The following is a 20,604-nucleotide window of genomic DNA, read 5'->3' on the forward strand; positions in this document are numbered from 1 at the left end:
CCGGCGCAATTCGGCTGACGTCCGTTCCCGGTTTCCGTCATTTTCGTGGGCCCTCGCGCCGGCGCCTCGCCTCTGCCATGCAACACCCGTCGGAGTGACGTCGCAACAGCGGTGAGTGACGTACGGATCGCGGGGGCGCCCCAGGCGGGAGGCACAGCCCGAGTCGCCCGGGCCGTGGCTGAGACGGCAGCAAAACAAGCAGGCATGATTGCTTTTTTTCGTGGCCGGTGCCACGCTGCTGCCCGGCGGCGCTCGAGCGGGGTGTCGCCAACACACCGGCAGGGGAGGCGCATTGGCGCGCGCACGCTCGGTACTGCGGATCGGCAATGCCTCGGGGTTCTACGGGGACCGCTTCGCGGCGGTGCGGGAGATGCTCACGGGCGGGCCGCTGGACGTGCTCACCGGGGACTACCTCGCCGAGCTGACCATGCTGATCCTGGCCCGGGACCGGCTGAAGGACCCGTCGCTCGGGTACGCGAGGACCTTCCTGCGCCAGATGGAGGAGTGCCTCGGCCTGGCGCGCGAGCGGGACGTGAAGATCGTGGTGAACGCGGGCGGTCTCAACCCGGCCCGACTTGCCGACGCGCTGCGGCAGCTGGCGGAGCGCCTGGGCATCAGGGCGGCCGTCGCCCACGTCGAGGGTGACGACCTGCTGCCGCGCCGGTCCGAACTGGGCCTGCCCGAGGGCCTGTTGGCCGCCAATGCCTACCTGGGTGGCTTCGGCATCGCCGCCTGCCTGGCCGAGGGCGCGGACGTGGTGGTCACCGGACGGGTCACCGATGCCGCGCTGGTGGCCGGGCCCGCGATCGCCCACTTCGGCTGGACGGCCGCCGACCTCGACGCCCTGGCCGGGGCGGTGGTGGCCGGGCACGTCCTGGAGTGCGGAGCGCAGGCCACCGGCGGTAACTACGCCTTCTTCCGCGAGCACGACGTGACCCGCCCCGGCTTCCCACTGGCCGAACTGCACGCGGACGGCTCCAGCGTGATCACCAAGCACCCCGGCACCGGCGGCGCCGTCACCGTCGGCACCGTCACCGCCCAACTCCTGTACGAGACCGGCGGATCGCACTACCTCGGCCCGGACGTCACCGCCCGACTGGACACCGTCCGGCTCGCCGAGGAGGGCCCGGACCGGGTGCGGATCTCCGGCGTGCGCGGCGAGGCCCCGCCACCCACCCTGAAGGTCGGGCTCAACCGCCTCGGCGGCCACCGCAACGAGGTGGTCTTCGTGCTCACGGGTCTGGACATCGAGGCCAAGGCCGACCTGGTGCAACGGCAGTTCACCGCCGCCCTGCCGCCCGGGGCCCGCCCGGCCGAACTGCGGTGGACCCTCGCCCGCACCGACCACCCGGACGCGGCCACCGAGGAGACCGCCTCCGCGCTGCTGCGGCTCACCGCCCGCGACCCGGACCCGGCCAAGGTCGGCCGCGAACTCGGCAAAGCCGCCGTCGAACTGGGGCTGGCCGGATACCCGGGCTTCCACCTCACCGCCCCGCCCGGCCCGGGCGCGCCGTACGGCGTGTTCACCGCCGCGTACGTCGATGCCAAGGCAGTCGAGCACACCGCCGTCCTGTCGGACGGTCGCCGGATCGCCGTCCCGCCCGCGCCGGCGACCTCCCAACCGCCGGAAGCCGCCGCGGAGTTGCCCGAAGCGCTGCCGACCGGCCCGACCCGCCGCGCCCCACTCGGCCTGGTGGCCGGCGCCCGCAGCGGGGACAAGGGCGGCGACGCCAACCTCGGTGTCTGGGCCCGCGGCGAGGACGGCTGGCGCTGGCTCGCACACACCCTGACCGTCGACAAGCTGCGCGAACTCCTCCCCGAAACAGCGGGGTTGACCGTCACCCGGCACCTGCTGCCGAACCTTCGGGCGGTCAACTTCACCGTCACCGGGCTGCTCGGCGACGGCGTCGCCGCCCAGCACCGCTTCGACCCGCAGGCCAAGGCCCTGGGGGAGTGGCTGCGCTCCCGCCACCTCGACATTCCGGAGGCCCTGCTGTGACAGTCCTGACCACCCGCGTCGACCCGGCCGGGCCCGACTACGCCGAGCACCGCGCCGCGATGGTCGCCAAGCTCGCCGAGCTCGACGCCGAGCACGCCAAGGCGCTGGCCGGCGGTGGCCCCAAGTACGTGGAGCGCCACCGCAAGCGCGGCAAGCTGCTGGCCCGCGAGCGGATCGAGCTGCTGGTCGACCCGGACTCCCCGTTCCTGGAGCTGTCCCCGTTGGCCGCCTGGGGGAGCGACTACCCGGTGGGCGCGGCCCTGGTCACCGGCATCGGCGTGATCGAGGGCGTGGAATGCGTGATCACCGCCAACGACCCGACGGTGCGTGGCGGCGCCAGCAATCCGTGGACCCTGCGAAAAGCCCTGCGGGCCAACGAGATCGCGCTGAACAACCGCCTCCCGTTGGTCAACCTGGTCGAGTCCGGCGGCGCCGATCTGCCGAGCCAGAAGGAGATCTTCATCCCCGGCGGCGCCCTTTTCCGGGATCTCACCCGGCTCTCGGCCGCCGGAATCCCCACCGTGGCCGTGGTGTTCGGCAACTCGACGGCCGGCGGCGCCTACGTGCCGGGCATGTCCGACCACACCGTGCTGGTCAAGGAGCGCGCCAAGGTGTTCCTCGGCGGCCCGCCGCTGGTGAAGATGGCCACCGGCGAGGAGGCCGACGACGAGTCGCTGGGCGGCGCCGAGATGCACGCCCGCGTCTCCGGGCTGGCCGACCACTTCGCGGTGGACGAGGCGGACGCGCTGCGGATCGCCCGTCGGATCGTCGCCCGGCTCGACCACCGCAAGCCCGGCCCGGGCGCGGACCCGCTCGCCGAGCCGCCGAAGTACGACGAGGAGGAGCTGCTCGGCATCGTCCCGGGCGACCTCAAGGTGCCCTTCGACCCGCGCGAGGTGATCGCCCGGATCGTCGACGGCTCCGACTTCGACGAGTTCAAGCCGCTCTACGGCACCAGCCTGGCCACCGGCTGGGCCCGCCTGCACGGCTACCCGGTCGGCGTCCTGGCCAACGCCCAGGGCGTGCTGTTCAGCGCGGAGTCCCAGAAGGCCGCCCAGTTCATCCAGCTGGCCAATCAGCGCAACACGCCGCTGCTGTTCCTGCACAACACCACCGGCTACATGGTCGGCAAGGACTACGAACAGGGCGGCATCATCAAGCACGGCGCGATGATGATCAACGCCGTCGCCAACTCCACGGTCCCGCACCTGTCCGTGCTGATGGGCGCCTCCTACGGAGCGGGCCACTACGGCATGTGCGGCCGGGCCTACGAGCCGCGCTTCCTGTTCTCCTGGCCGAGCGCCAAGTCCGCGGTGATGGGCCCGCAGCAGCTCGCCGGGGTGCTGTCGATCGTCGCCCGGCAGTCGGCCGCCGCCAAGGGGCAGCCGTACGACGAGGACGCGGACGCGGCGATCCGGGCGATGGTCGAGCAGCAGATCGAGGCCGAGTCGCTGCCGGTGTTCCTGTCCGGCCGGCTCTACGACGACGGCGTGATCGACCCGCGCGACACCCGTACGGTGCTCGGCCTGTGCCTGTCCGCGATCCACAACGCGCCGGTCGAGGGCGCGCGCGGCTACGGCGTCTTCCGGATGTGAGAGGGCTACCGACGATGACTTCCAAGACTCCGATCACCAACCTGCTGGTCGCCAATCGAGGCGAGATCGCCCGCCGGGTGTTCCGCACCTGCCGGGAGCTCGGCATCGCGACCACGGCCGTGCACTCCGATCCGGACGCCGCCGCCCCGCACGTGCGGGAGGCCGACGCCGCCGTCCGGCTGCCCGGCGCCGCGCCCGCCGACACCTACCTGCGCGGCGAACTGATCGTGCGCGCCGCGCTGGCCGCCGGGGCCGACGCCGTCCACCCCGGCTACGGATTCCTTTCCGAGAGCGCCGAGTTCGCGCGGGCCGTGCTGGACGCGGGCCTGGTCTGGGTCGGCCCGCCGCCGGCCGCGATCGCCGCGATGGGCTCGAAGACCGCCGCCAAGCGGCTGATGGCCGAGGCCGGGGTGCCCGTCCTGGGGGCGCTGGCGGAGCCGACCGAGGCCGACCTGCCGGTGCTGGTCAAGGCCGCGGCGGGCGGCGGCGGTCGCGGCATGCGGGTGGTCCGTCGACTGGCGGACCTGCCCGCCGAGTTGGCGGCGGCCCGGGCCGAGGCGGCCAAGGCCTTCGGCTCGGACGAGGTGTTCTGCGAGCGCTACCTGCCCACCGGGCGGCACGTCGAGGTCCAGCTGCTGGCCGACGCGCACGGCACGGTCTGGGCGGTCGGCGACCGCGACTGCTCGCTCCAGCGGCGGCACCAGAAGGTGGTCGAGGAGGCCCCGGCCCCCGGTCTCCCGGCGGACGTCCGGGCCGCGTTGCACACGGCGGCGGTGAACGCCGCCCGGGCGATCGGCTACGTCGGCGCCGGGACGGCCGAGTTCCTGCTCGCCGAGGACGGCCGGTGCTACTTCCTGGAGATGAACACCCGCCTCCAGGTCGAGCACCCGGTCACCGAGGCGGTCACCGGACTGGACCTGGTGGCGCTCCAACTCGCCGTCGCCGAGGGGGAGGAGCTCCCCGGGCCCACCCCGCCGCCGACCACCGGCCACGCGATCGAGGCCCGGCTGTACGCCGAGGACCCGGCCAAGGACTGGCAGCCCGCCACCGGCACCCTGCACCTTCTCGAACTTGCCCACGACCACCAGGAGTTCACCGGAGCCGGACCAGGGACAGGTGCCGGAACCGCCGTCGGCTCCGGCCTGCGCCTGGACTCCGGCGTCGAGTCCGGCAGCGAGATCACCCCGCACTACGACGCGATGCTCGCCAAGGTGATCGCCTGGGCGCCGACCCGCGCCGCCGCCGCCCGCAAGCTGGCCGACGCGCTCGCCCGCGCGAGGATCCACGGCCCGTCCACCAACCGGGAGTTGCTGGTCCGAGCGCTGCGGCATCCGGCCTTCCTCGCCGCACGCCTGCACACCGCCTTCCTCACCGAACACGCGGCCGAGCTCACCGCCCCGGACACCAAGGGCGTCGGACGCGCCGCGCTGGCCGCCGCCCTCGCCGACGCCGCCGCCCGTGCCACCGCCCTGCCCTCCGGCTGGCGCAACCTGCCCTCCCGGTCGCAGGTCAAGCGCTACCGGGCCGCCGACGGCACGGAGTCGGAGGTCCGCTACCGCCACACCCGGGCCGGCCTGCTGGCCGAGGACCACCCGGACGTGGAACTCGTCGAGGCCACCGCCGAGCGCGTCGTGCTGCGCGAGGGCGAGGTCCGACGCCCCTACCGCGTCGCCCGCTACGGCGGCCGGGCGCAGCAGGTGTACGTCGACACCCCGACCGGCAGCACCGCGCTCACCGCCCTGCCGCGCTTCCCGGACCCGACCGCCCAGACCGACCCCGGCGCCCTGCTCGCCCCGATGCCCGGCACCGTGCTCCGCACCACCGCCGCCGTCGGGGACGCCGTCACCGCCGGGCAGCCGCTGCTCGTGCTGGAGGCGATGAAGATGGAGCACCGCGTCACCGCCCCCGCCGACGGCATCCTCGTCGCACTCCTCGCCACCCCCGGCCGGCAGGTCGAACTCGGCACCCTGCTGGCCGTCGTCCAGACCACCGAAGCCTGAGGAAGGACCCCCGCATGTCCGCCATCGGCAGTCAGCTCCTCGAAACCCCCGAACGCAAGGCCCTGCGCCAGGCCGTCGGCGACCTCGGCCGCCGCTACGGCTCCGCCTACTACCTCGCCAAGGCCCGGGCCGGCGAGCCCGCCGAGGAACTGTGGGCGGAGGCCGGCAAGGCCGGCTACCTGGGCGTCAACCTGCCCGCCGAGTACGGCGGCGGAGGCGGCGGCATCACCGACCTCGCCATCGTCCTGGAGGAACTCGGCACCGCCGGCTGCCCGTTGCTGCTGCTGATCGTCTCCCCGGCGATCTGCGGCACGGTGATAGCCCGCTACGGCACCGAGGAGCAGAAGCGGCGCTGGCTGCCCGGACTGGCCGACGGCAGCCGCAAGATGGCCTTCGGCATCACCGAGCCGGACGCCGGCTCCAACTCGCACCGGATCTCCACGGTCGCCCGCCGGGACGGCGAGGACTGGCTGCTGACCGGCCGCAAGGTGTTCGTCTCCGGCATCGACCACTCCGACGCCGTGCTGTTCGTCGCCCGTACCGAGGACGCACGCACCGGCAAGCTCAAGCCCTGCCTGTTCGTCGTCCCGCGCGACACCCCCGGCTTCGAGTACCGGGCGATCCCGATGGAGCTCGTCGCCCCGGAGAAGCAGTTCCAGGTCTTCCTGGACGACGTCCGGCTGCCCGCCGACGCGCTGGTCGGCGACGAGAACGCCGGCCTGCTCCAGCTGTTCGCCGGCCTCAACCCGGAGCGGATCCTCACCGCCGCCTTCTCGCTCGGTCTGGCCCGCCAGGCCCTCGGCAAGGCCGTCGAGTACGCGAAGACCCGGACCGTCTGGTCCACCCCGATCGGCGCCCACCAGGGTCTGGCCCACCCGCTGGCCCAGTGCGCGGTGGAGATCGAGCTGGCCCGGCTGATGACCCAGAAGGCCGGGCTGCTCTACGACGTGGGGGAGGACCTGGCCGCCGGGGAGGCCGCCAACATGGCCAAGTACGCCGCCGGGGAGGCCGCCGCCCGTACCGTCGACCAGGCGGTGCAGACCCTCGGTGGCAACGGCCTCACCCAGGAGTACGGGCTGGGCGCGCTGCTGGCGGCCACCCGGGTCGGCCGGGTCGCGCCGGTCAGCCGGGAGATGGTGCTCAACTACGTGGCCCAGCACACCCTGGGCCTGCCCAAGTCGTACTGACCGTCCTGGGCGCCGCTGTCCCGGTCGGGGTCACCGCACCGCGGTCAGGTGGGCGAACGCCACGGTGTCGGACTCGTACCCGGAGTGCCGGTCGGACCTCCCGCCGCAGGTGATCACCCGCAGCTCGGCCCGGGTGCCGCTGCCGCCGTACACCTGGGCGTCCGGGAAGTCCTTCTTCGGGAACACCTTCACGGAGTCGACGGTGAACACCGCGGTGCGCCGGTCCTCGCGGGCCACCTCCACGGTGTCGCCCGGGCGCAGCAGCCCGAGCCGGTAGAACACCGCCGGCCCGCTGCGGGTGTCGGCGTGCCCGACCACGATGGCGTTCCCGGCGGCGCCGGGCGCGGCGCCGTCCCGGTACCAGCCGGTCAGGTTGCGCTGCTCCACCGGCGGGGTGTTCAGCTGCGGGGCGGCGTCCAGCCCGAGGCCGGTCACCGTGGCGTCGACCTTGATCGCGGGGATCCGAATCCGGGTCGGCGCCGACGACCAGCGCCGTGCCGGCGATCACCTCGGCCGTGTTGGCCCCGGAGGTTCCGCCGCCACCGGTGCCGACGTCGCCGTGCGGCTCGTGACGGGTCGGCGAGGCGCGGGCGGACGCCAGGGAGGAGGAGGTGGGTCTCACGGGGGGTTGCTCCAGGGGCCGGGGCCGCACCCGGGGGCGGGCGGCCGTGGTGCACACCGTCCGGGTGGGCGCCCCCGGGAGCAAATGTGCCACGCAAGCCCCGCCCCCGGTTCTCCACAATGGACGAGCGACTCCCCTGACTGTCCGTATGCTCCTGAGCGCGCCCCGTACCGACTCCGTCACTGGTTTTGTTGCTGCATCAACTTCCTTGCTGGAGGCTCACCTTGGTGTTCCGAAGTGAATTCCCGGACGTCCCCGTGATCGACCTGCCGATCCACGACGCGGTGCTCGGCTCCGCCGCCGAGTACGGCGAGCGGCCGGCCCTGATCGACGGCCTCACCGGGGAGCAGGTCAGCTACGCGCGGCTCGCGGCCTCGGTCGAACGGGTCGCCGCCGGACTGGCCGGAGCAGGGGTGCGCAAGGGCGACGTGGTCGCCCTGTTCAGTCCCAACTCGATCGTCTATCCGATGGCCTACTACGGCACCACCCGGGCCGGCGCCACCGTCACCACGGTGTCCTCCCTGTCCACCCCCGTCGAACTGGCCGGACAGCTCCGCGACAGCGGCGCCCGCTGGCTGATCACCGTCTCCCCGTTTCTGTCGACCGCCCGTGCGGCCGCCGAACAGCTCGCCGCCGACGGCCGCCCGCTGAGCGAGATCATCGTGCTGGACGGCGCCGACGGCCACCGCTCGCTCGCCGACCTGCTCGCCGCCACCGGCCCCGCCCCGGAGACCGCGATCGACCCGGGCGAGGACGTCGCCGTGCTGCCCTACTCCAGCGGCACCACCGGCCTGCCCAAGGGCGTGATGCTCACCCACCGCTCGATCGCCACCAACCTCGCCCAGACCGACGCCCTCTACCGCCCCGCCGTGGGCGAACGGGTGCTCGCCGTGCTGCCGTTCTTCCACATCTACGGCCTGGCGGCCCTGCTCAACCAGCCGCTGCGGTGCGGCGCCACCGTGGTCGTGCTGCCCCGCTTCGACCTGGAGCAGTTCTGCCGCGCGATCGAACAGCACCGGGTACAGGCCCTGGTGGTGGCCCCGCCGATCGCTCTCGCCCTGGCCAAGCACCCGGTGGTGGAGCGCTTCGACCTCTCCTCCGTCGAGTACCTGCTGTGCGCGGCCGCCCCGCTGGACCAGGCCCTCGCCGAGGCCTGCGCCCGCCGCCTGGGCCTGCCGCACCTGCTCCAGGGCTACGGCATGACCGAGCTGTCTCCGGTCACCCACGTGGTCTCCCCGACCGAGCGCGACCCCTCGCCCGGCTCGGTCGGCCGGATGGTCCCCTCCACCGAACTGCGGGTCACCGCCCTGGACGGCAGCGGCCGGGACCTCGGCGCCGGCGAGCGCGGCGAGCTGTGGATCCGCGGCCCCCAGGTGATGAAGGGCTACTTCGGCCGCCCCTCCGACACCGCCGCCGTGATCGACGCCGAGGGCTGGCTGCACACCGGCGACATCGGTTGCGTGGACGAGCGCGGCTACCTGCACATCGTCGACCGGGTCAAGGAGCTGATCAAGTACAAGGGCTACCAGGTCGCCCCCGCCGAGCTGGAGGCCGTGCTGCTCGGCCACCCGCAGATCACCGACGCCGCCGTGATCGGCGTCCCGGACGCCGACGGCACCGAGTGCCCCAAGGCCTTCGTGGTCCGCGCCCCCGGTAGCGACCTGACCGCCGAGGAGGTCACCGGCTACGTGGCCGGGCAGGTCGCCCCGTACAAGAAGGTCCGCGCGGTGGAGTTCGTCGACGCCGTCCCCAAGTCCGCGGCCGGCAAGATCCTCCGCCGCGAGCTGCGCGCCCGCGAGGCCGCACGGGCCGAGGCGGCGAGCTGAACGGGGGCCCTGACCGGCGAAGACCGCGGCCCGTCTGTGAGGATCGACCCGCCGCGCCCCGACCGGAACAGGAACCGCCCCCGCCATGACCAGCCACCCCGCCGTCCGCACCCCCCAGCAGGACCGCAGCCGCGCGACCCGGGCCCGGCTGCTCGCGGCCGCCGTGGACTGCCTGGCCGAGCTCGGCTGGCAGGGCTCCACCGTCGCCATGGTCGCCGAGCGGGCCGGTGTCTCCCGGGGCGCCGCCCAGCACCACTTCCCGACCCGGGAGGACCTCTTCACCGCGGCCGTCGAGTACGTCACCGCCGAGCGGCTGGCAGCCGTCCGCGCCCACGCGGACGACCTGCCGGCCGCCGGCCCCGACCGCACCCGGGCCGTGGTCGACATGATCGTCCGCCTCTACACCGGCCCGGACTTCCGCGCCGCCCTGCACCTGTGGACCGCCGCCGCCACCGAGGAGGCCCTGCGCGAGCGGATCGTCGCCCTGGAGGGCCGGGTCGGCCGGGAGGCCCACCGGGCCGCCGTGGAGTTCCTCGGAGCCGACGAGACCCGCCCGGGCGTGCGCGAATCGGTGCAGGCCACCCTCGACCTCGCCCGCGGACTGGGCCTGGCCAACCTGCTGACCGACGACAGTGTTCGACGTTCCGGAGTGATCCGGCAGTGGGCGGGCCTTCTGGAGAGTACGCTGCGCCCGGTACGCCCATGACGCCCGTACATCCGGAGCGGCCGGACACCCCTGACCAAGGGGTCGCCGGGCGGCCGATGTCCGTGCAGTCTGGAGAAGAAACCCGGCCGGCACCGACCGCGAGGCCCACCCGGCCGGGCACGAGCCGAACCGGGGTGCTGCCTGAATGCACGGACACGAGTGGGACGCGACCGACGCCGCCGGCCTCGCAGCGGGCGGCGCCTCCGCGCGCCCGGAGGGCCACCGACTGGTCCCGCTCGCGACGGCCCTGCTCCAGAGCGACGGCCTGATCCTGCACTGGAGCGATGACGCCGAGGCCCTGCTCGGCTACACCGCCGAGGAGGCCGTCGGCAGCTACGCCGCCCGGCTGCTCGCCGACGACACCGACCGCCCCGAGGTGCTCGAGATCTTCCAGCGGATCATGGCGGGCACCGGCACCTCCTTCGTCTTCCCGGTCCGCCACCGCGACGGCCACAAGGTCGAGCTGGAGTTCCGCACCTACCCGATCGCCGGCCCGAACGGCACCCTGCTGCTGCTCGCCACCGCCTCCGACACCCGCGCCCTGCACGAGATCGAGGCCGACCTCGCCGTCCTCGACGGCATCTTCGGCCGCTCGCCGATAGGGATGGCCGTCTACGACACCCAGCTGCGCTTCGTCCGGATCAACGAGGCACTCGCCCGGATGAACGGCGTCCCGGTCGCCGGCCACCTCGGTCGCCGGATATCCGCCGTCCTGCCCGGCATCAACACCGTCGAGCTCGAGCAGATCATGAGACAGGTCCTCAAGACCGGCAAGCCCGTCGTCGACGCCCGCTCGCACGGCCGCGTCCCCGGGGACCCCAAGCGGGACCACGCCTGGTCCGCCTCCTACTTCCGGCTGGAGGACTCCACCGGAAAGGTCTTCGGCGTCGCCTCCTCGATCATCGACGTCACCGAGCGCTTCCAGGCCGAGGCCCGCGCCGCCCGCGCCCAGGAACGGCTGACCACCATCGCCGAGGCCACCGCCCGGATCGGCACCACCCTCGACCTCCAGCGCACCGCGGAGGAACTGATCGAGGCCGTCGTCCCCCGGTTCGCCGACTTCGCCACCGTCGACCTGCTGGAACCCGTCCTGCGCGGCGCCGAGCCCACCGCGATCCCCTCCGACCGGTCCGTCACCCTGCGCGCCGTCGCCGTCGGGGAGAGCTACGAGTCCGGCCTCGTGCACGCCGTGGACGTCGTCGGCGAGACCTCCGAGTACGCCCCCGACCGCAGCTACACCCAGTGCCTGCGCAGCGGGAGGCCGCTGCTGCGCGCCCACGTGGACGAGGAGGTGCTGCGCGGACTGGTGTCCAGCGAGGACCGGGTCGCCCCCGGGATGGCGGCCGGCATCCACTCGTACCTGATGGTGCCGATCACCGCCCGGGGCATGGTGCTCGGCGGCTCCGAGTTCATCCGGATGCGCAACCCCGAGCCGTTCACCGACGCCGACGTCGCGCTCGCCGAGGAACTGGTCGCCCGCACCGCGCTGGCCCTCGACAACGCCCGGCTCTACCGGCGCGAGCGGGAGACCGCCCTGACCCTGCAGCGCAGCCTGCTGCCGCAGGAGATCCACCGCACCCTCGGCCTGGAGATCGCCTACCGCTACCTGCCCAGCAGCGTGGTCAGCGAGGTCGGCGGCGACTGGTTCGACGTGGTGCCGCTGTCCTGCGGCCGGGTCGCGCTGGTGGTCGGCGACGTGATGGGCCACGGCATCCGGGCCGCCGCCACCATGGGCCAGCTGCGCACCGTCGCCCGCACCCTGGCCACCCTGGACATGCCGCCCGAGCAGGTCCTCACCCGACTGGACGAGACCGCCTCGGGCATCGGCGAGGGCCAGTTCGCCACCTGCATATGCGCGGTCTACGACCCGCTGGAGCGCACCGTCCAGGTCGCCTCGGCCGGGCACCTGCCGCCGGTGTGGGTCGACACCGACGGCACCGCCCGCACGATCGAGGTGCCGCCCGGCGTGCCGCTGGGCGTCGGCGGGGTCGCCTTCGAGTCGATCGGGTTCACCCTCCCCGAGGGCGGCATGCTCGCCCTCTACACCGACGGCCTGGTCGAGCGGCGCGGCCAGGACCTGGACGACGGCATCGACCTGCTCGCCCGCACCCTGTCCCAGACCGGCCGGACGCTGGAGGAGAGCTGCGACGCCGTGCTCGGCGCGCTGGTCACCGACGGCACCGAGGACGACATCGCGATGATCATGGCGCGGGCGCTGCCGGTGGCCGCCGACCGGATCGCCACCCTCCCGCTCGCCGGCGGCGGCAAGCTGCCCGGCAAGGCCCGCCGCTTCACCCGCGCCACTCTGGAGGGTTGGGGCCTGAGCGCGCTCTCCGACTACGCCGAACTCATGGTCAGCGAGCTGGTCACGAACGCCCTGCTGCACGCCGAGGCACCGCGCCGACTGCGGCTGTTCCGCGACCGGGTGCTGACCGTCGAGGTCTCCGACGCCGGCGGCCAGACCCCGCAGCTGCGCCCCTTCGCCGAGCAGGACGAGGGCGGGCGCGGGATGTTCCTGGTCAGCGAGCTGGCCCAGCGCTGGGGCAGCCGGCTCACCCGGGACGGCAAGGTGGTCTGGGCCGAGCTGGAGCTGCCCTTCGGGGCGTCCTGAGGCGTGCACGCAGGCCCCCGGGAACGGGCGTTCCGCAGACGAGAACGGCCGTTCCCGGATGGAAACGGCCGTTCTCGTCCGCGTTCCTACGCGCCGACCTTCTGCGGCTCGGCGACCTCGACCGGCTCGGCCGCCGTCGGGGCGGACAGCCCGCGCAGCAGTCGCCAGGCCAGGACGGCCGCGCCCACCAGCAGCACGCCGGCGACCATCCCGGCGCTGTTCATGCCGTGCACGAAGGCGTCCTTGGCGCTCGCCAGCAGCGGCTGGGCCACCTCAGCCGGCAGCCCGCGCGCCTCCTCCACGGCCGAACCGAGCGACTCACCGGCCCGGGCCGCGGTCTCCGCCGAGACCCCGGCCGGCACGGACAGCCCGTTCGCGTAGATCGAGCCGACCACCGAACCGACCAGCGCGATGCCGAGCGCGGTGCCCAGTTCGTACGCCGTCTCGGAGGCCGCCGAGGCGGCCCCGGCCTTGTCGGCGGGCGCGGCGCTCAGCACCAGGTCGGCGCCGAGCGTGTAGACCACGCCCTCGGCCGTGCCGGTCAGCAGGAAGGAGACGGCCAACAGCAGGTAGGTGGTGTCCTGTTGCAGCCAGCCCAGCACGCCCGCGGCCAGACCCATGGCGAGCAGACTGGCCGCCAGTGCCTTGCGGACGCCGAAGCGCCGGGCGATCCGGGCGGTCAGCAGACCGCCGACCACCGAGCCGGCGAAGGCCGGAAGCTCCGCCAGGCCCGCCTGGAGCGGCTCGTAGCCGCGGACCAGCTGGAGGTACTGCGAGACCACGAAGATCACGCCGCTCAGGCCCACCAGGGAGATCAGCGAAGCGGTGACGGCGGCGGTGAACCGCCGGTCGCGGAACAGCCGGACGTCCAGCAGCGGGGTCTCCAGCCGCAGCTGGCGGCGGACGAAGACGGTCAGCGCGGCGGCGCCCAGGAGGAAGGTGACCGGGATGTCCCAGCGGGCGGGGCCGTGCGCGGCGCCCTCCTTGACCGCGTACACCACGCCGATCACACCGGCCATCGACAGCGCGACGCTCAGCACGTCCCAGCGGCCCGGCTTCGGGTCCCTGGACTCCGGCAGCAGCCAGGCACCGGACACCAGCAGCAGGAGCAGGACCGGGATGTTCAGCAGGAACACCGAACCCCACCAGAAGTGCTCCAGCAGGGCCCCGCCGACCACCGGCCCGAGCGCGGCGCCGGCGGTGGCGGCCGCGCCCCAGATGCCGATCGCGGTGGCCCGCTCCCGGTCGTCCGGGAACAGGCCGCGGATCAGCGACAGGGTGGAGGGCATGATCGTCGCCCCGGCGACGCCGAGCAGCGCGCGGGCGAGGATCAGCCAGCCCGGGCCCGGCGCGTAGGCGGCCAGCAGCGAGGCGGCGCCGAAGGCGGTGGCGCCGGACAGCAGCAGCTTCTTGCGGCCGATCCGGTCGCTCAGCGCGCCCATGCTGACCAGCAGGCCGGCCAGCACGAAGGAGTAGGAGTCGCCGATCCAGAGCAGCTGGGTGCCGCTGGGGCGCAGCGTCTCGCTGATGGACGGGAGGGCGAGGGAGAGCACGGTCGCGTCGAGGGCGACCACGGTGACGGCCAGCACCAGGACGGCGAGGCCGGTCCAGCGCTGGCGGGCGGTCAGAAGGGCGGGAGCCGTCAAGCTCATGGGATATCGGTTTCCGGTTTCCGGTCCGAGGTGCTGTGGGTCGGGCCAACGGGGATGTGGGCCGTGGGGGCGGGGGTGTCCGGCCGGCGCAGCGCGCCGCCGAGGAACAGTTCGGCGAGCGAGAAGGCGGCCTCGCGCGGGGCGAGCCGACCGTCCTGGATGGCCCAGCCGATGCCGGCGACGAGGTCGAAGAAGGCCTCGCTCAGCCAGGCGGCGCTCAGTTCGATCCGGAAGACGCCCTGCTGCTGTCCGCGGAGGAAGAGCGCGTGCAGCCGGGCGATCTGGACCTCCCAGAGGTCGTTGATGTCGTCGTGGTCGTAGAGCTGGTTCTCGCCGGCCAGGAAGGCGCAGAGCATGGCGTCGGGGACGGAGGCGTCCACCAGGCGCCGCAGCGCGGCCTCGGCGTCGCCATCCTCGGTCGCGGCGGTGTCCAGGGCGGCGGCGAAGCGCTCCAGGCCGAGTCGGCCGACCTCGCGGATCAGCGCCTCGCGCCCCGGGAACAGCCGGTGCAGGGTGGCGCGGCTGATGCCCGCCGCTCGGGCGATCTCGTCCATGTGGGCGGTCGGACGGCGGGAGAGCACGCCGACGGCGGCTTCGAGGACGGTCTCGCGGTCGGTGGCCATGCGTCGAGTCTAGACGAAGTGAGACATCAATGTCTCAAAATTACTTCCGTCGTCTCAGATGATCCGCGGCTGCCCGGGCCCCGAGCAGCAAAAACCGGGGACGGCGGGTGTGCCGTCCCCGGTCGGGGCGTTGCGTGGCCTTACGGCCGGCTCAGCTCTGGTTGGCTCAGCTCTGGTTGTAGAACCCGGTCTCGTCGAGCGGGCGGTCGATCACCATGACCTCGACGTCCGCCGGGGTGAGCAGGAAGACCCGGCGGGCGATCCGCTCGATGCCGCCCCGCGTGCCGAAGATCAGACCGGAGGCGAAGTCGACCATGCGCTTGGCCTCCGCCTCCTCCATCTCGGTGAGGTCCATGACCACCGGGGTGCTCGCCCGGATGTGCTCGCCGACCGTGCGCGCCGCCTCGAAGCCCGTCGGCCGCAGGGAGACGATCTTCGCGGGCGCGGGGACGGCGGAAACCGTCTCCTGCTCCACCCACTCGTCGTCGTACACAGCGGCCGGGTAGTTCCCCGAGGGCATCAGCCACCCGTTGTGGTGCTCGTCGCGAAGTGCTCCCATGCCGCGCCTCCCTGCCTCGTCCCGTCCTGGTCCCCCCGGGGGGTGCGTGTCCTTCTTGACACGTCATCCACTCGTCGGAACTGTCCGAGTATCGCACTGTTCACCGGTCCCGTGCCCGCTCGCGACCCCCGTACGAGTCGTGCCGTGCCGGAAGCCCGGGCGGACCCGGGCAAAGGAAGCGACGCGGCGCAGCTCCGTACGGTTGCGCGCGTAGACCTTATCGGTAGCGGTCACTGCTTAATTGACCTTCTGTCAACAATGTGGAAACGATTTCATTCGCCGGTGGAGCCGTCCACCAGTTCGCGCAGAAGATCCGCGTGGCCGTTGTGCCGCGCGTACTCCTCGATCATGTGGACCAGGATCCAGCGGAGCGTCACTTCCCGGTCGTGGCGCAGTCGCTTGCCGACGGTGTCCAGCGGCAGGCCGGCCGAGGCCTCGCGGGCGGCCGCGATCTCGGCGCGCCAGAGGGCGAGGTCGGCGGCGACGTCGGCGGTGTCGACGTTGTCGAAATCGCCGTCCGGGTCCTGCGCGGTCCAGTAGTGGCCGGTGGCGACCTCCTCGCCGCGCAGGACGCCCTGGAACCAGTGCCGCTCCACCTCGGTCATGTGCCGTACCAGGCCGAGCAGGGAGAGCGTGGACGGCGGGACGGAGCGCAGTCGCAGCTGGTCGTCGGTCAGACCCTCGCACTTGAGGGCGAGGGTGCTGCGGTGGTAGTCGAGCCAGGCGGTGAGCATGGCGGCCTCGTCGGCGGCCATCGGCGGGTCCACCCGCGGGTTGAGTTCGGTCATGCCGGCCATCGTGGCCCCCGGCGGCGCGGCGGCGCGACCGATTTGTCAGCCGGCCTGGATCCGGCGGCGGGCCGCGGCCGCGCGCCAGAGGCCGACCAGGCTGCCGATCACCAGCAGGGCGATCACCCCGGCGGAGACCAGGAACGCCGCCGAGCCCGGCTGGTCCGCGCTGGCGGCGGCAGTGACGTAGACGGCGGTGGTGGGCACCACGCCGATCGCGGTGGCGAGGAGGAAGGGCAGGAAGCGGACCCCGGAGAAGGCCGCGCCGTAGTTGCCGGCCTGGAAGGGCAGGCCGGGCAGCAGCCGCAGCACCAGGACGCTGCGGAAGCCCTGCTCCGTGAAGCGCTGGTCGAGGGCGCCCAGCACCTTGCCGCGCAGATAGGGCTTCAGCGCCTCCCGGCCGAGGCCGCGGCCCAGGGCGAAGGCCATCGCCGCGCCCAGGGTGGTGCCGAGCACGGCGAGCAGCACGCCCTGCTGGATGCCCAGCAGCAGTCCGGCGACGGCGTTCAGCGCGGGGCGCGGGACGAAGGCGAGCGTGCCGACCGCGTAGACGAGGGTGAACAGCGGTGCGAACCAGTAGCCGGGCATCCGGTTCGCCAGGCCGCCGGAGAGCAGGTCCGTCGGGCTCCACAGCAGCAGCGACCCGGCGCATGCCCCCAGCAGCAGCACGAGCAGGCCGAACCGCCACCAGGCCGAACGGGCCGGGCGCTCGGAACCGGGCTCGGAACCGGGCTCGGCGGCGCTCGGCAGGGGGGAGGTCGTCAGGGCTTCGGGCACCGCCCGAGCCTAACCGGTGCCCGAGCCCGGCCGGTCCGCCGGTTCGCCGGGGCGAGGGACGACGCCGGGGCCAGCGTCGACGCCGGTGATCGCACTCGGCATGATGTCGGCCGGGGATCTCGCCGCGGTCGGGTCGGGGGTGCCGGTGTCCGGCTGGACGCACGGTCGGGTGGGGCTGGCCACACTCCCCGCCCGAACGGGGCGGACGCGGGCTCCGCGCGGTGCAGAGTGGGGAGCACCGACGGAAGGCGAGGAAGGGCGGCCATGGGGCGACTGGGGGCGTGGGCGGCGCGGGCCGCGGCGGGGTTCGGCCGGGCGTGCGTGGTCGCGGCCGTGACCCTGTCGGCCCCGGCGGTGTGGGCGGGCGCGGTGGCGCTCGGGGTCCACTGGGGGCCGGCGAACCCGTGGTCCTGGCTGCTGCCGGTGGTGCTGGTGTGCGCGGGCACCCTGGCGCTGGGCCGCCCGGTGTGCCGGGCCGTGCGTTCCCTGGTCGCGCGGTGGGACGGCACCGTCATCGACGCCGGGTACCGGCAGGCCCCGCCGGTGGTCCGGATGTCCACCGGGTTCTGGTGGAACGGCTTCAGCTACGAGAAGACCCGCCGCGACGCCTTGATGGACCAGCACTGGCGGATCCGCTGGCGCGACCCCGCCAACCTGCGTGACCTGCGGTTCGTCCTGATCGCGCCGCTCACCGCGGGCCTGGTCGCCGCGCTGCCGCCCGCCGGGGTGGCCGCGGCGGTGCTGGGGCTCGGCCGACCCGGGAGCGCGGCCCGGCTGGCCGGGGCGCTCGGCGTGCTGCTCGCCGTCGGCTGCGCCCCGTACGCCTGGCGGGTGGTGGTGCCGGTGGCCGTGCGCTTCCTGCGGCCCACGGCGGCGATGGCGCTGGCGGAACGGGTGGCGGAGCTGACCGCCCAGCGCGCGGACGCGACGGTCGCCCAGGCCGCCGAGATCCGCCGGATCGAGCGGGACCTGCACGACGGGGCGCAGGCCCGGCTGGTGGCGCTCGGGCTCTCGCTGTCGACCGCGCAGCGGCTGGTGGAGCGCGACCCGGAGCAGGCCAAGGCGCTGATGCGGGACGCGCAGGCCGGGGCGAAGGCCTCGCTGGCCGAACTGCGCGGGCTGATCCAGGGGATCAGCCCGCCGGTGCTGACCGAGCGCGGACTGGTCGACGCGGTGCGGGCCCTGGCGCTGGACCTTCGCCTCACGGTGACCGTCGAGGCCGAGACCCCGGTGCGGGTGGACGCGCCGATCGAGTCCGCCGTCTACTTCGGCGTCGCCGAGCTGCTGACCAACGCCCTCAAGCACGGCCGGGCGACCCGGGCGGGCGTGACCTTCCGTCAGGACGAGCTCGGATTCGTCGTCGAGGTCGAGGACGACGGCTCGGGCGGCGTCCGGGAACGGCCCGGCGGCGGGCTCGCGGGCCTGCGCCGCCGCCTCGGCGCCTTCGACGGAACTCTGGAGATCACCAGTCCGCCCGGCGGACCGACCCATGTCAGGATGACGGTGCCATGCGAATCCTTGTAGCCGAAGACCTCTACCTGCTGCGTGACGGGATGGTCCGTCTGATCGAGGCGTGCGGGCACGAGGTGGTGGCCACCGCCTCCACCGGGCCCGAGACGCTCGAAGCGCTGCGCACCCACCGCCCGGACGCGTCCGTGGTCGACGTGCGGATGCCGCCGACCCAGTCGGACGAGGGCCTGCGGGCGGCGCTGGCCGCGCGCAAGGAGCTGCCCGGGCTGCCGGTGCTGATCCTCTCCCAGCACGTGGAGCAGCTGTACGCGCGGGAGTTGCTGGCCGACGGCTCCGGCGGGGTCGGCTACCTGCTCAAGGAGAGCGTGTTCGACGCCGACCAGTTCATCGGCTCGCTGGAGCGGGTCGCGGCCGGCGGGACGGCGATGGACCCGGCCGTCATCGCCAAGCTGCTGTCGGCGAGCCCGCCGGAGCGGGGGCTCAGCCAGCTCACCGAGCGCGAGTACGAGGTGCTGGGCCTGATGGCCGAGGGGCTGTCCAACCAGGCCATCGGGCGGCGGCTGTTCCTCAGCGACAGCGCGATCAGCAAGTACACCACCTCGATGTTCGGCAAGCTCGGCATCGCCGACGACGATGACACCAACCGCCGGGTGCGGGCCGTGCTCACCTACCTGAACCAGCCGTGAACCGGTCGGCGCGGTAGGGGAGTTGCCCTGCGGCGCGGGTGTCCCCACACTGGGGTGACCTGACCGGAGGAGGTGACGTCGTGTGGGCCTTCGCGGGGTTCCTCCTCGTTTCGGCGGCGTACCTGGTCTGGACGGTCCTGTGGTGCCGGTCCGCGCAGGAGGAGCTGTACCGGGTCGAGCGGAGCGTCACCGAGCCGGCCGGTCCTGAGCTGGAGCTGTACGAACTGGCCGCGGTGGCGGACAACTTGGCGGTGCTGCTGCTGTTCGAGGCGTATGAGCGCGGAACCGTGGGCGTGAGCGCCTCCGGTTACCTGACGGCAGAGGGTCGCTCCGGCGGCCGCAGCTTCTACTCGGCTCTGCTGGCGGGGATCGAGGCCCGGCCGGGCGCGGATCTGCTCACCGTGGTGCCCGAGTTGAATCGTCAGCCCGAACTGGTGGAGGTTCACCGGGAGTTGGCCGCGCGGGGGCTGCTCCGGGACGCGGAGCTGCGCCGCCGGCTCGACCGGGCGGTGAGCTGGGGGGTCGGCTCCTACCCGCTGATCGTGCTGCTCGGAGTGGCCGGCGCCATCTGGGCGGCGGCCGAGCACCGGAACGTCCTGATCCCGCTGGGGGCGTTCGCGTTGCTGCTCGCGGTCGCGGCGCTGGTCGGCGACCGGGCGTTCGTGGAGAGCCACCAGCACCGGACGGTGCACGGCGACCGGGCGCTTCGTGCTGGTGGCGACGACCGCCGTCGGGACCTCTCGGGTCAGGTCGCCCTGCACGGGTTCTCCGGCCTCCCGGAGGAGCACCCGCTGCGCGGCTCGTACCGCGCGTGCGTCGAGCGGGCGGTCGAAGCGGAGCGCGTCCGGGCGGCCTGGGACCACGACAACAACGGCGGTGGCAACGGCGGGATCTGAGGGGCCGGCCCCGTCATTTGGACGGGCGCGGGGCGGTCCGCTCGTAGATGGCTCCTCCCGGGGCGTACCAGCCCGCCTTCTTCCGGACGGCCGGGCTCGGGTCCTGGGCCTGCGACACCCGCAGGGCGGTGACCGCGCGGGCGTCGGTGTGGGCGAACTTGCCGACCAGCTCGGCGGCCCTGGCCCGGACACGCGGGTCGGGGTCGGTGGCCAGGTGGCGCAGCGCCGGTCCGAGGACCAGGCCCGCGCCCGGTGCGCAGGTGTCTCCCTTGCAGCGGTCGCAGGCCAGGGCGTGGAACGCGGCGATCCTCACCTCGGCGTCGGGATCGTCGGCCATGGCGATCAGCTGGTCCATGGACTCGGTGTCGACCAGGTGGTCCAGCAGTCGGCAGCAACCCTCCCGGACAGCCGCGCTGTGGTGGGACAGGCCGGCCCGGACGGCGTCCAGCGCGTCGTCCTCGCGCCGGAGCAGCTCCCGGTAGGCCGCCACGGCGCGCTGCGGGTCGCCCAGGCAGGAGACGAGGGCGTCGTTGTCGGTCCTGACGAATCCGAGCATGACCGCAGTGTCGAACCGGGCGGCCCGGCCACGCAACGGGATTTCGGTCGG

Annotated in this window: 16 protein-coding genes and 1 pseudogene; 10 read left to right on the top strand and 7 right to left on the bottom strand. The window is 73.7% G+C overall.

Going from position 1 to position 20,604, the window contains the following annotated elements:
* Positions 1-292: 292 nt before the first annotated feature.
* Genes ACFVWU_RS18115 through ACFVWU_RS18130 form a run of 4 tightly spaced genes read left to right on the top strand, consistent with a single transcriptional unit; the run spans position 293 to position 6,781 of the window.
* Positions 293-1,999: an acyclic terpene utilization AtuA family protein gene (locus tag ACFVWU_RS18115; protein ID WP_387621609.1), complete on the top strand. Its 1,707-nt coding sequence runs from the start codon at positions 293-295 to the stop codon at positions 1,997-1,999.
* Entirely contained in the window at positions 1,996-3,594 is a 1,599-nt protein-coding gene (locus ACFVWU_RS18120; protein ID WP_387621611.1) for an acyl-CoA carboxylase subunit beta, read from the top strand. Before ACFVWU_RS18115 ends, ACFVWU_RS18120 begins: the two co-directional genes overlap by 4 nt.
* Positions 3,595-3,608: 14 nt before the next feature.
* Positions 3,609-5,594 carry an acetyl/propionyl/methylcrotonyl-CoA carboxylase subunit alpha gene (locus ACFVWU_RS18125; protein WP_387621614.1) on the top strand — a complete coding sequence of 662 codons (1,986 nt, stop codon included), beginning with the start codon at positions 3,609-3,611 and terminating at the stop codon, positions 5,592-5,594.
* Positions 5,595-5,608: 14 nt separating this feature from the next.
* Positions 5,609-6,781 carry an acyl-CoA dehydrogenase family protein gene (locus ACFVWU_RS18130; RefSeq protein ID WP_387621616.1) on the top strand — a complete coding sequence of 391 codons (1,173 nt, stop codon included), beginning with the start codon at positions 5,609-5,611 and terminating at the stop codon, positions 6,779-6,781.
* A 30-nt stretch (positions 6,782-6,811) separates the two neighbouring features.
* Here the strand turns inward: ACFVWU_RS18130 and ACFVWU_RS18135 are convergent.
* Positions 6,812-7,255 (bottom strand): annotated as a pseudogene (locus tag ACFVWU_RS18135) (class F sortase); the annotation flags it as partial.
* Between the two features lie 372 nt (positions 7,256-7,627).
* Here ACFVWU_RS18135 and ACFVWU_RS18140 point away from each other — a divergent pair.
* From ACFVWU_RS18140 to ACFVWU_RS18150, 3 genes are all read left to right on the top strand, one after another.
* Positions 7,628-9,229: a 4-coumarate--CoA ligase family protein gene (locus ACFVWU_RS18140; protein WP_387621619.1), complete on the top strand. Its 1,602-nt coding sequence runs from the start codon at positions 7,628-7,630 to the stop codon at positions 9,227-9,229.
* 85 nt (positions 9,230-9,314) lie between these two features.
* On the top strand, positions 9,315-9,935 hold the full coding sequence (locus tag ACFVWU_RS18145) for a TetR/AcrR family transcriptional regulator (RefSeq protein ID WP_387621622.1): 621 nt from the start codon (positions 9,315-9,317) through the stop codon (positions 9,933-9,935).
* 145 nt (positions 9,936-10,080) lie between these two features.
* Complete coding sequence (locus ACFVWU_RS18150; RefSeq protein ID WP_387621625.1) at positions 10,081-12,546, top strand: SpoIIE family protein phosphatase; 2,466 nt, start codon at positions 10,081-10,083, stop codon at positions 12,544-12,546.
* An 86-nt stretch (positions 12,547-12,632) separates the two neighbouring features.
* Here the strand turns inward: ACFVWU_RS18150 and ACFVWU_RS18155 are convergent, their stop codons facing one another.
* The 5 genes from ACFVWU_RS18155 to ACFVWU_RS18175 form a co-directional block, all read right to left on the bottom strand.
* A complete protein-coding gene (locus ACFVWU_RS18155; protein ID WP_387621628.1) occupies positions 12,633-14,198 on the bottom strand; it encodes an MFS transporter in 1,566 nt (521 codons plus the stop codon).
* Positions 14,195-14,821 (bottom strand): TetR/AcrR family transcriptional regulator, encoded by a 627-nt coding sequence (locus ACFVWU_RS18160; protein ID WP_387621630.1) that lies wholly within the window; start codon positions 14,819-14,821, stop codon positions 14,195-14,197. Before ACFVWU_RS18160 ends, ACFVWU_RS18155 begins: the two co-directional genes overlap by 4 nt.
* 166 nt (positions 14,822-14,987) lie before the next feature.
* Positions 14,988-15,380, bottom strand: a complete 393-nt coding sequence (locus tag ACFVWU_RS18165) for a cell division protein SepF (RefSeq protein WP_387621633.1) — start codon at positions 15,378-15,380, stop codon at positions 14,988-14,990.
* A 272-nt stretch (positions 15,381-15,652) separates the two neighbouring features.
* Complete coding sequence (locus ACFVWU_RS18170; RefSeq protein ID WP_387621636.1) at positions 15,653-16,168, bottom strand: DinB family protein; 516 nt, start codon at positions 16,166-16,168, stop codon at positions 15,653-15,655.
* Positions 16,169-16,213: 45 nt separating this feature from the next.
* Positions 16,214-16,945, bottom strand: a complete 732-nt coding sequence (locus ACFVWU_RS18175) for a TVP38/TMEM64 family protein (RefSeq protein WP_387621639.1) — start codon at positions 16,943-16,945, stop codon at positions 16,214-16,216.
* 264 nt (positions 16,946-17,209) lie between these two features.
* On the opposite strand from ACFVWU_RS18175, the gene ACFVWU_RS18180 reads away from it, so the two are divergent.
* From ACFVWU_RS18180 to ACFVWU_RS18190, 3 genes are all read left to right on the top strand, one after another.
* A complete protein-coding gene (locus ACFVWU_RS18180; protein WP_387621642.1) occupies positions 17,210-18,469 on the top strand; it encodes a sensor histidine kinase in 1,260 nt (419 codons plus the stop codon).
* On the top strand, positions 18,454-19,101 hold the full coding sequence (locus ACFVWU_RS18185) for a response regulator (protein WP_387621644.1): 648 nt from the start codon (positions 18,454-18,456) through the stop codon (positions 19,099-19,101). Before ACFVWU_RS18180 ends, ACFVWU_RS18185 begins: the two co-directional genes overlap by 16 nt.
* A gap of 80 nt (positions 19,102-19,181) precedes the next feature.
* Positions 19,182-19,997, top strand: coding sequence for a TIGR04222 domain-containing membrane protein (locus ACFVWU_RS18190; RefSeq protein ID WP_387621647.1), 816 nt, complete (start codon positions 19,182-19,184; stop codon positions 19,995-19,997).
* Positions 19,998-20,010: 13 nt separating this feature from the next.
* Here ACFVWU_RS18190 and ACFVWU_RS18195 read toward each other — a convergent pair whose 3' ends face one another.
* Positions 20,011-20,553 carry a HEAT repeat domain-containing protein gene (locus ACFVWU_RS18195; protein ID WP_387621650.1) on the bottom strand — a complete coding sequence of 181 codons (543 nt, stop codon included), beginning with the start codon at positions 20,551-20,553 and terminating at the stop codon, positions 20,011-20,013.
* Positions 20,554-20,604: the final 51 nt, after the last annotated feature.

This window comes from Kitasatospora sp. NPDC058190 (genome assembly GCF_042883685.1).
GTDB lineage: Bacteria > Actinomycetota > Actinomycetes > Streptomycetales > Streptomycetaceae > Kitasatospora.

Excerpts from the sequence above, each read along its gene's own strand:
- ACFVWU_RS18125 (WP_387621614.1), top strand. The coding sequence starts at position 3,609 with ATGACTTCCAAGACTCCGATCACCAACCTGCTGGTCGCCAATCGAGGC.
- ACFVWU_RS18130 (WP_387621616.1), top strand. The coding sequence starts at position 5,609 with ATGTCCGCCATCGGCAGTCAGCTCCTCGAAACCCCCGAACGCAAGGCC.
- ACFVWU_RS18145 (WP_387621622.1), top strand. The coding sequence starts at position 9,315 with ATGACCAGCCACCCCGCCGTCCGCACCCCCCAGCAGGACCGCAGCCGC.
- ACFVWU_RS18150 (WP_387621625.1), top strand. The coding sequence starts at position 10,081 with ATGCACGGACACGAGTGGGACGCGACCGACGCCGCCGGCCTCGCAGCG.
- ACFVWU_RS18155 (WP_387621628.1), bottom strand. The coding sequence starts at position 14,198 with ATGAGCTTGACGGCTCCCGCCCTTCTGACCGCCCGCCAGCGCTGGACC.
- ACFVWU_RS18160 (WP_387621630.1), bottom strand. The coding sequence starts at position 14,821 with ATGGCCACCGACCGCGAGACCGTCCTCGAAGCCGCCGTCGGCGTGCTC.
- ACFVWU_RS18165 (WP_387621633.1), bottom strand. The coding sequence starts at position 15,380 with ATGGGAGCACTTCGCGACGAGCACCACAACGGGTGGCTGATGCCCTCG.
- ACFVWU_RS18170 (WP_387621636.1), bottom strand. The coding sequence starts at position 16,168 with ATGACCGAACTCAACCCGCGGGTGGACCCGCCGATGGCCGCCGACGAG.
- ACFVWU_RS18180 (WP_387621642.1), top strand. The coding sequence starts at position 17,210 with ATGGGGCGACTGGGGGCGTGGGCGGCGCGGGCCGCGGCGGGGTTCGGC.
- ACFVWU_RS18185 (WP_387621644.1), top strand. The coding sequence starts at position 18,454 with ATGCGAATCCTTGTAGCCGAAGACCTCTACCTGCTGCGTGACGGGATG.
- ACFVWU_RS18195 (WP_387621650.1), bottom strand. The coding sequence starts at position 20,553 with ATGCTCGGATTCGTCAGGACCGACAACGACGCCCTCGTCTCCTGCCTG.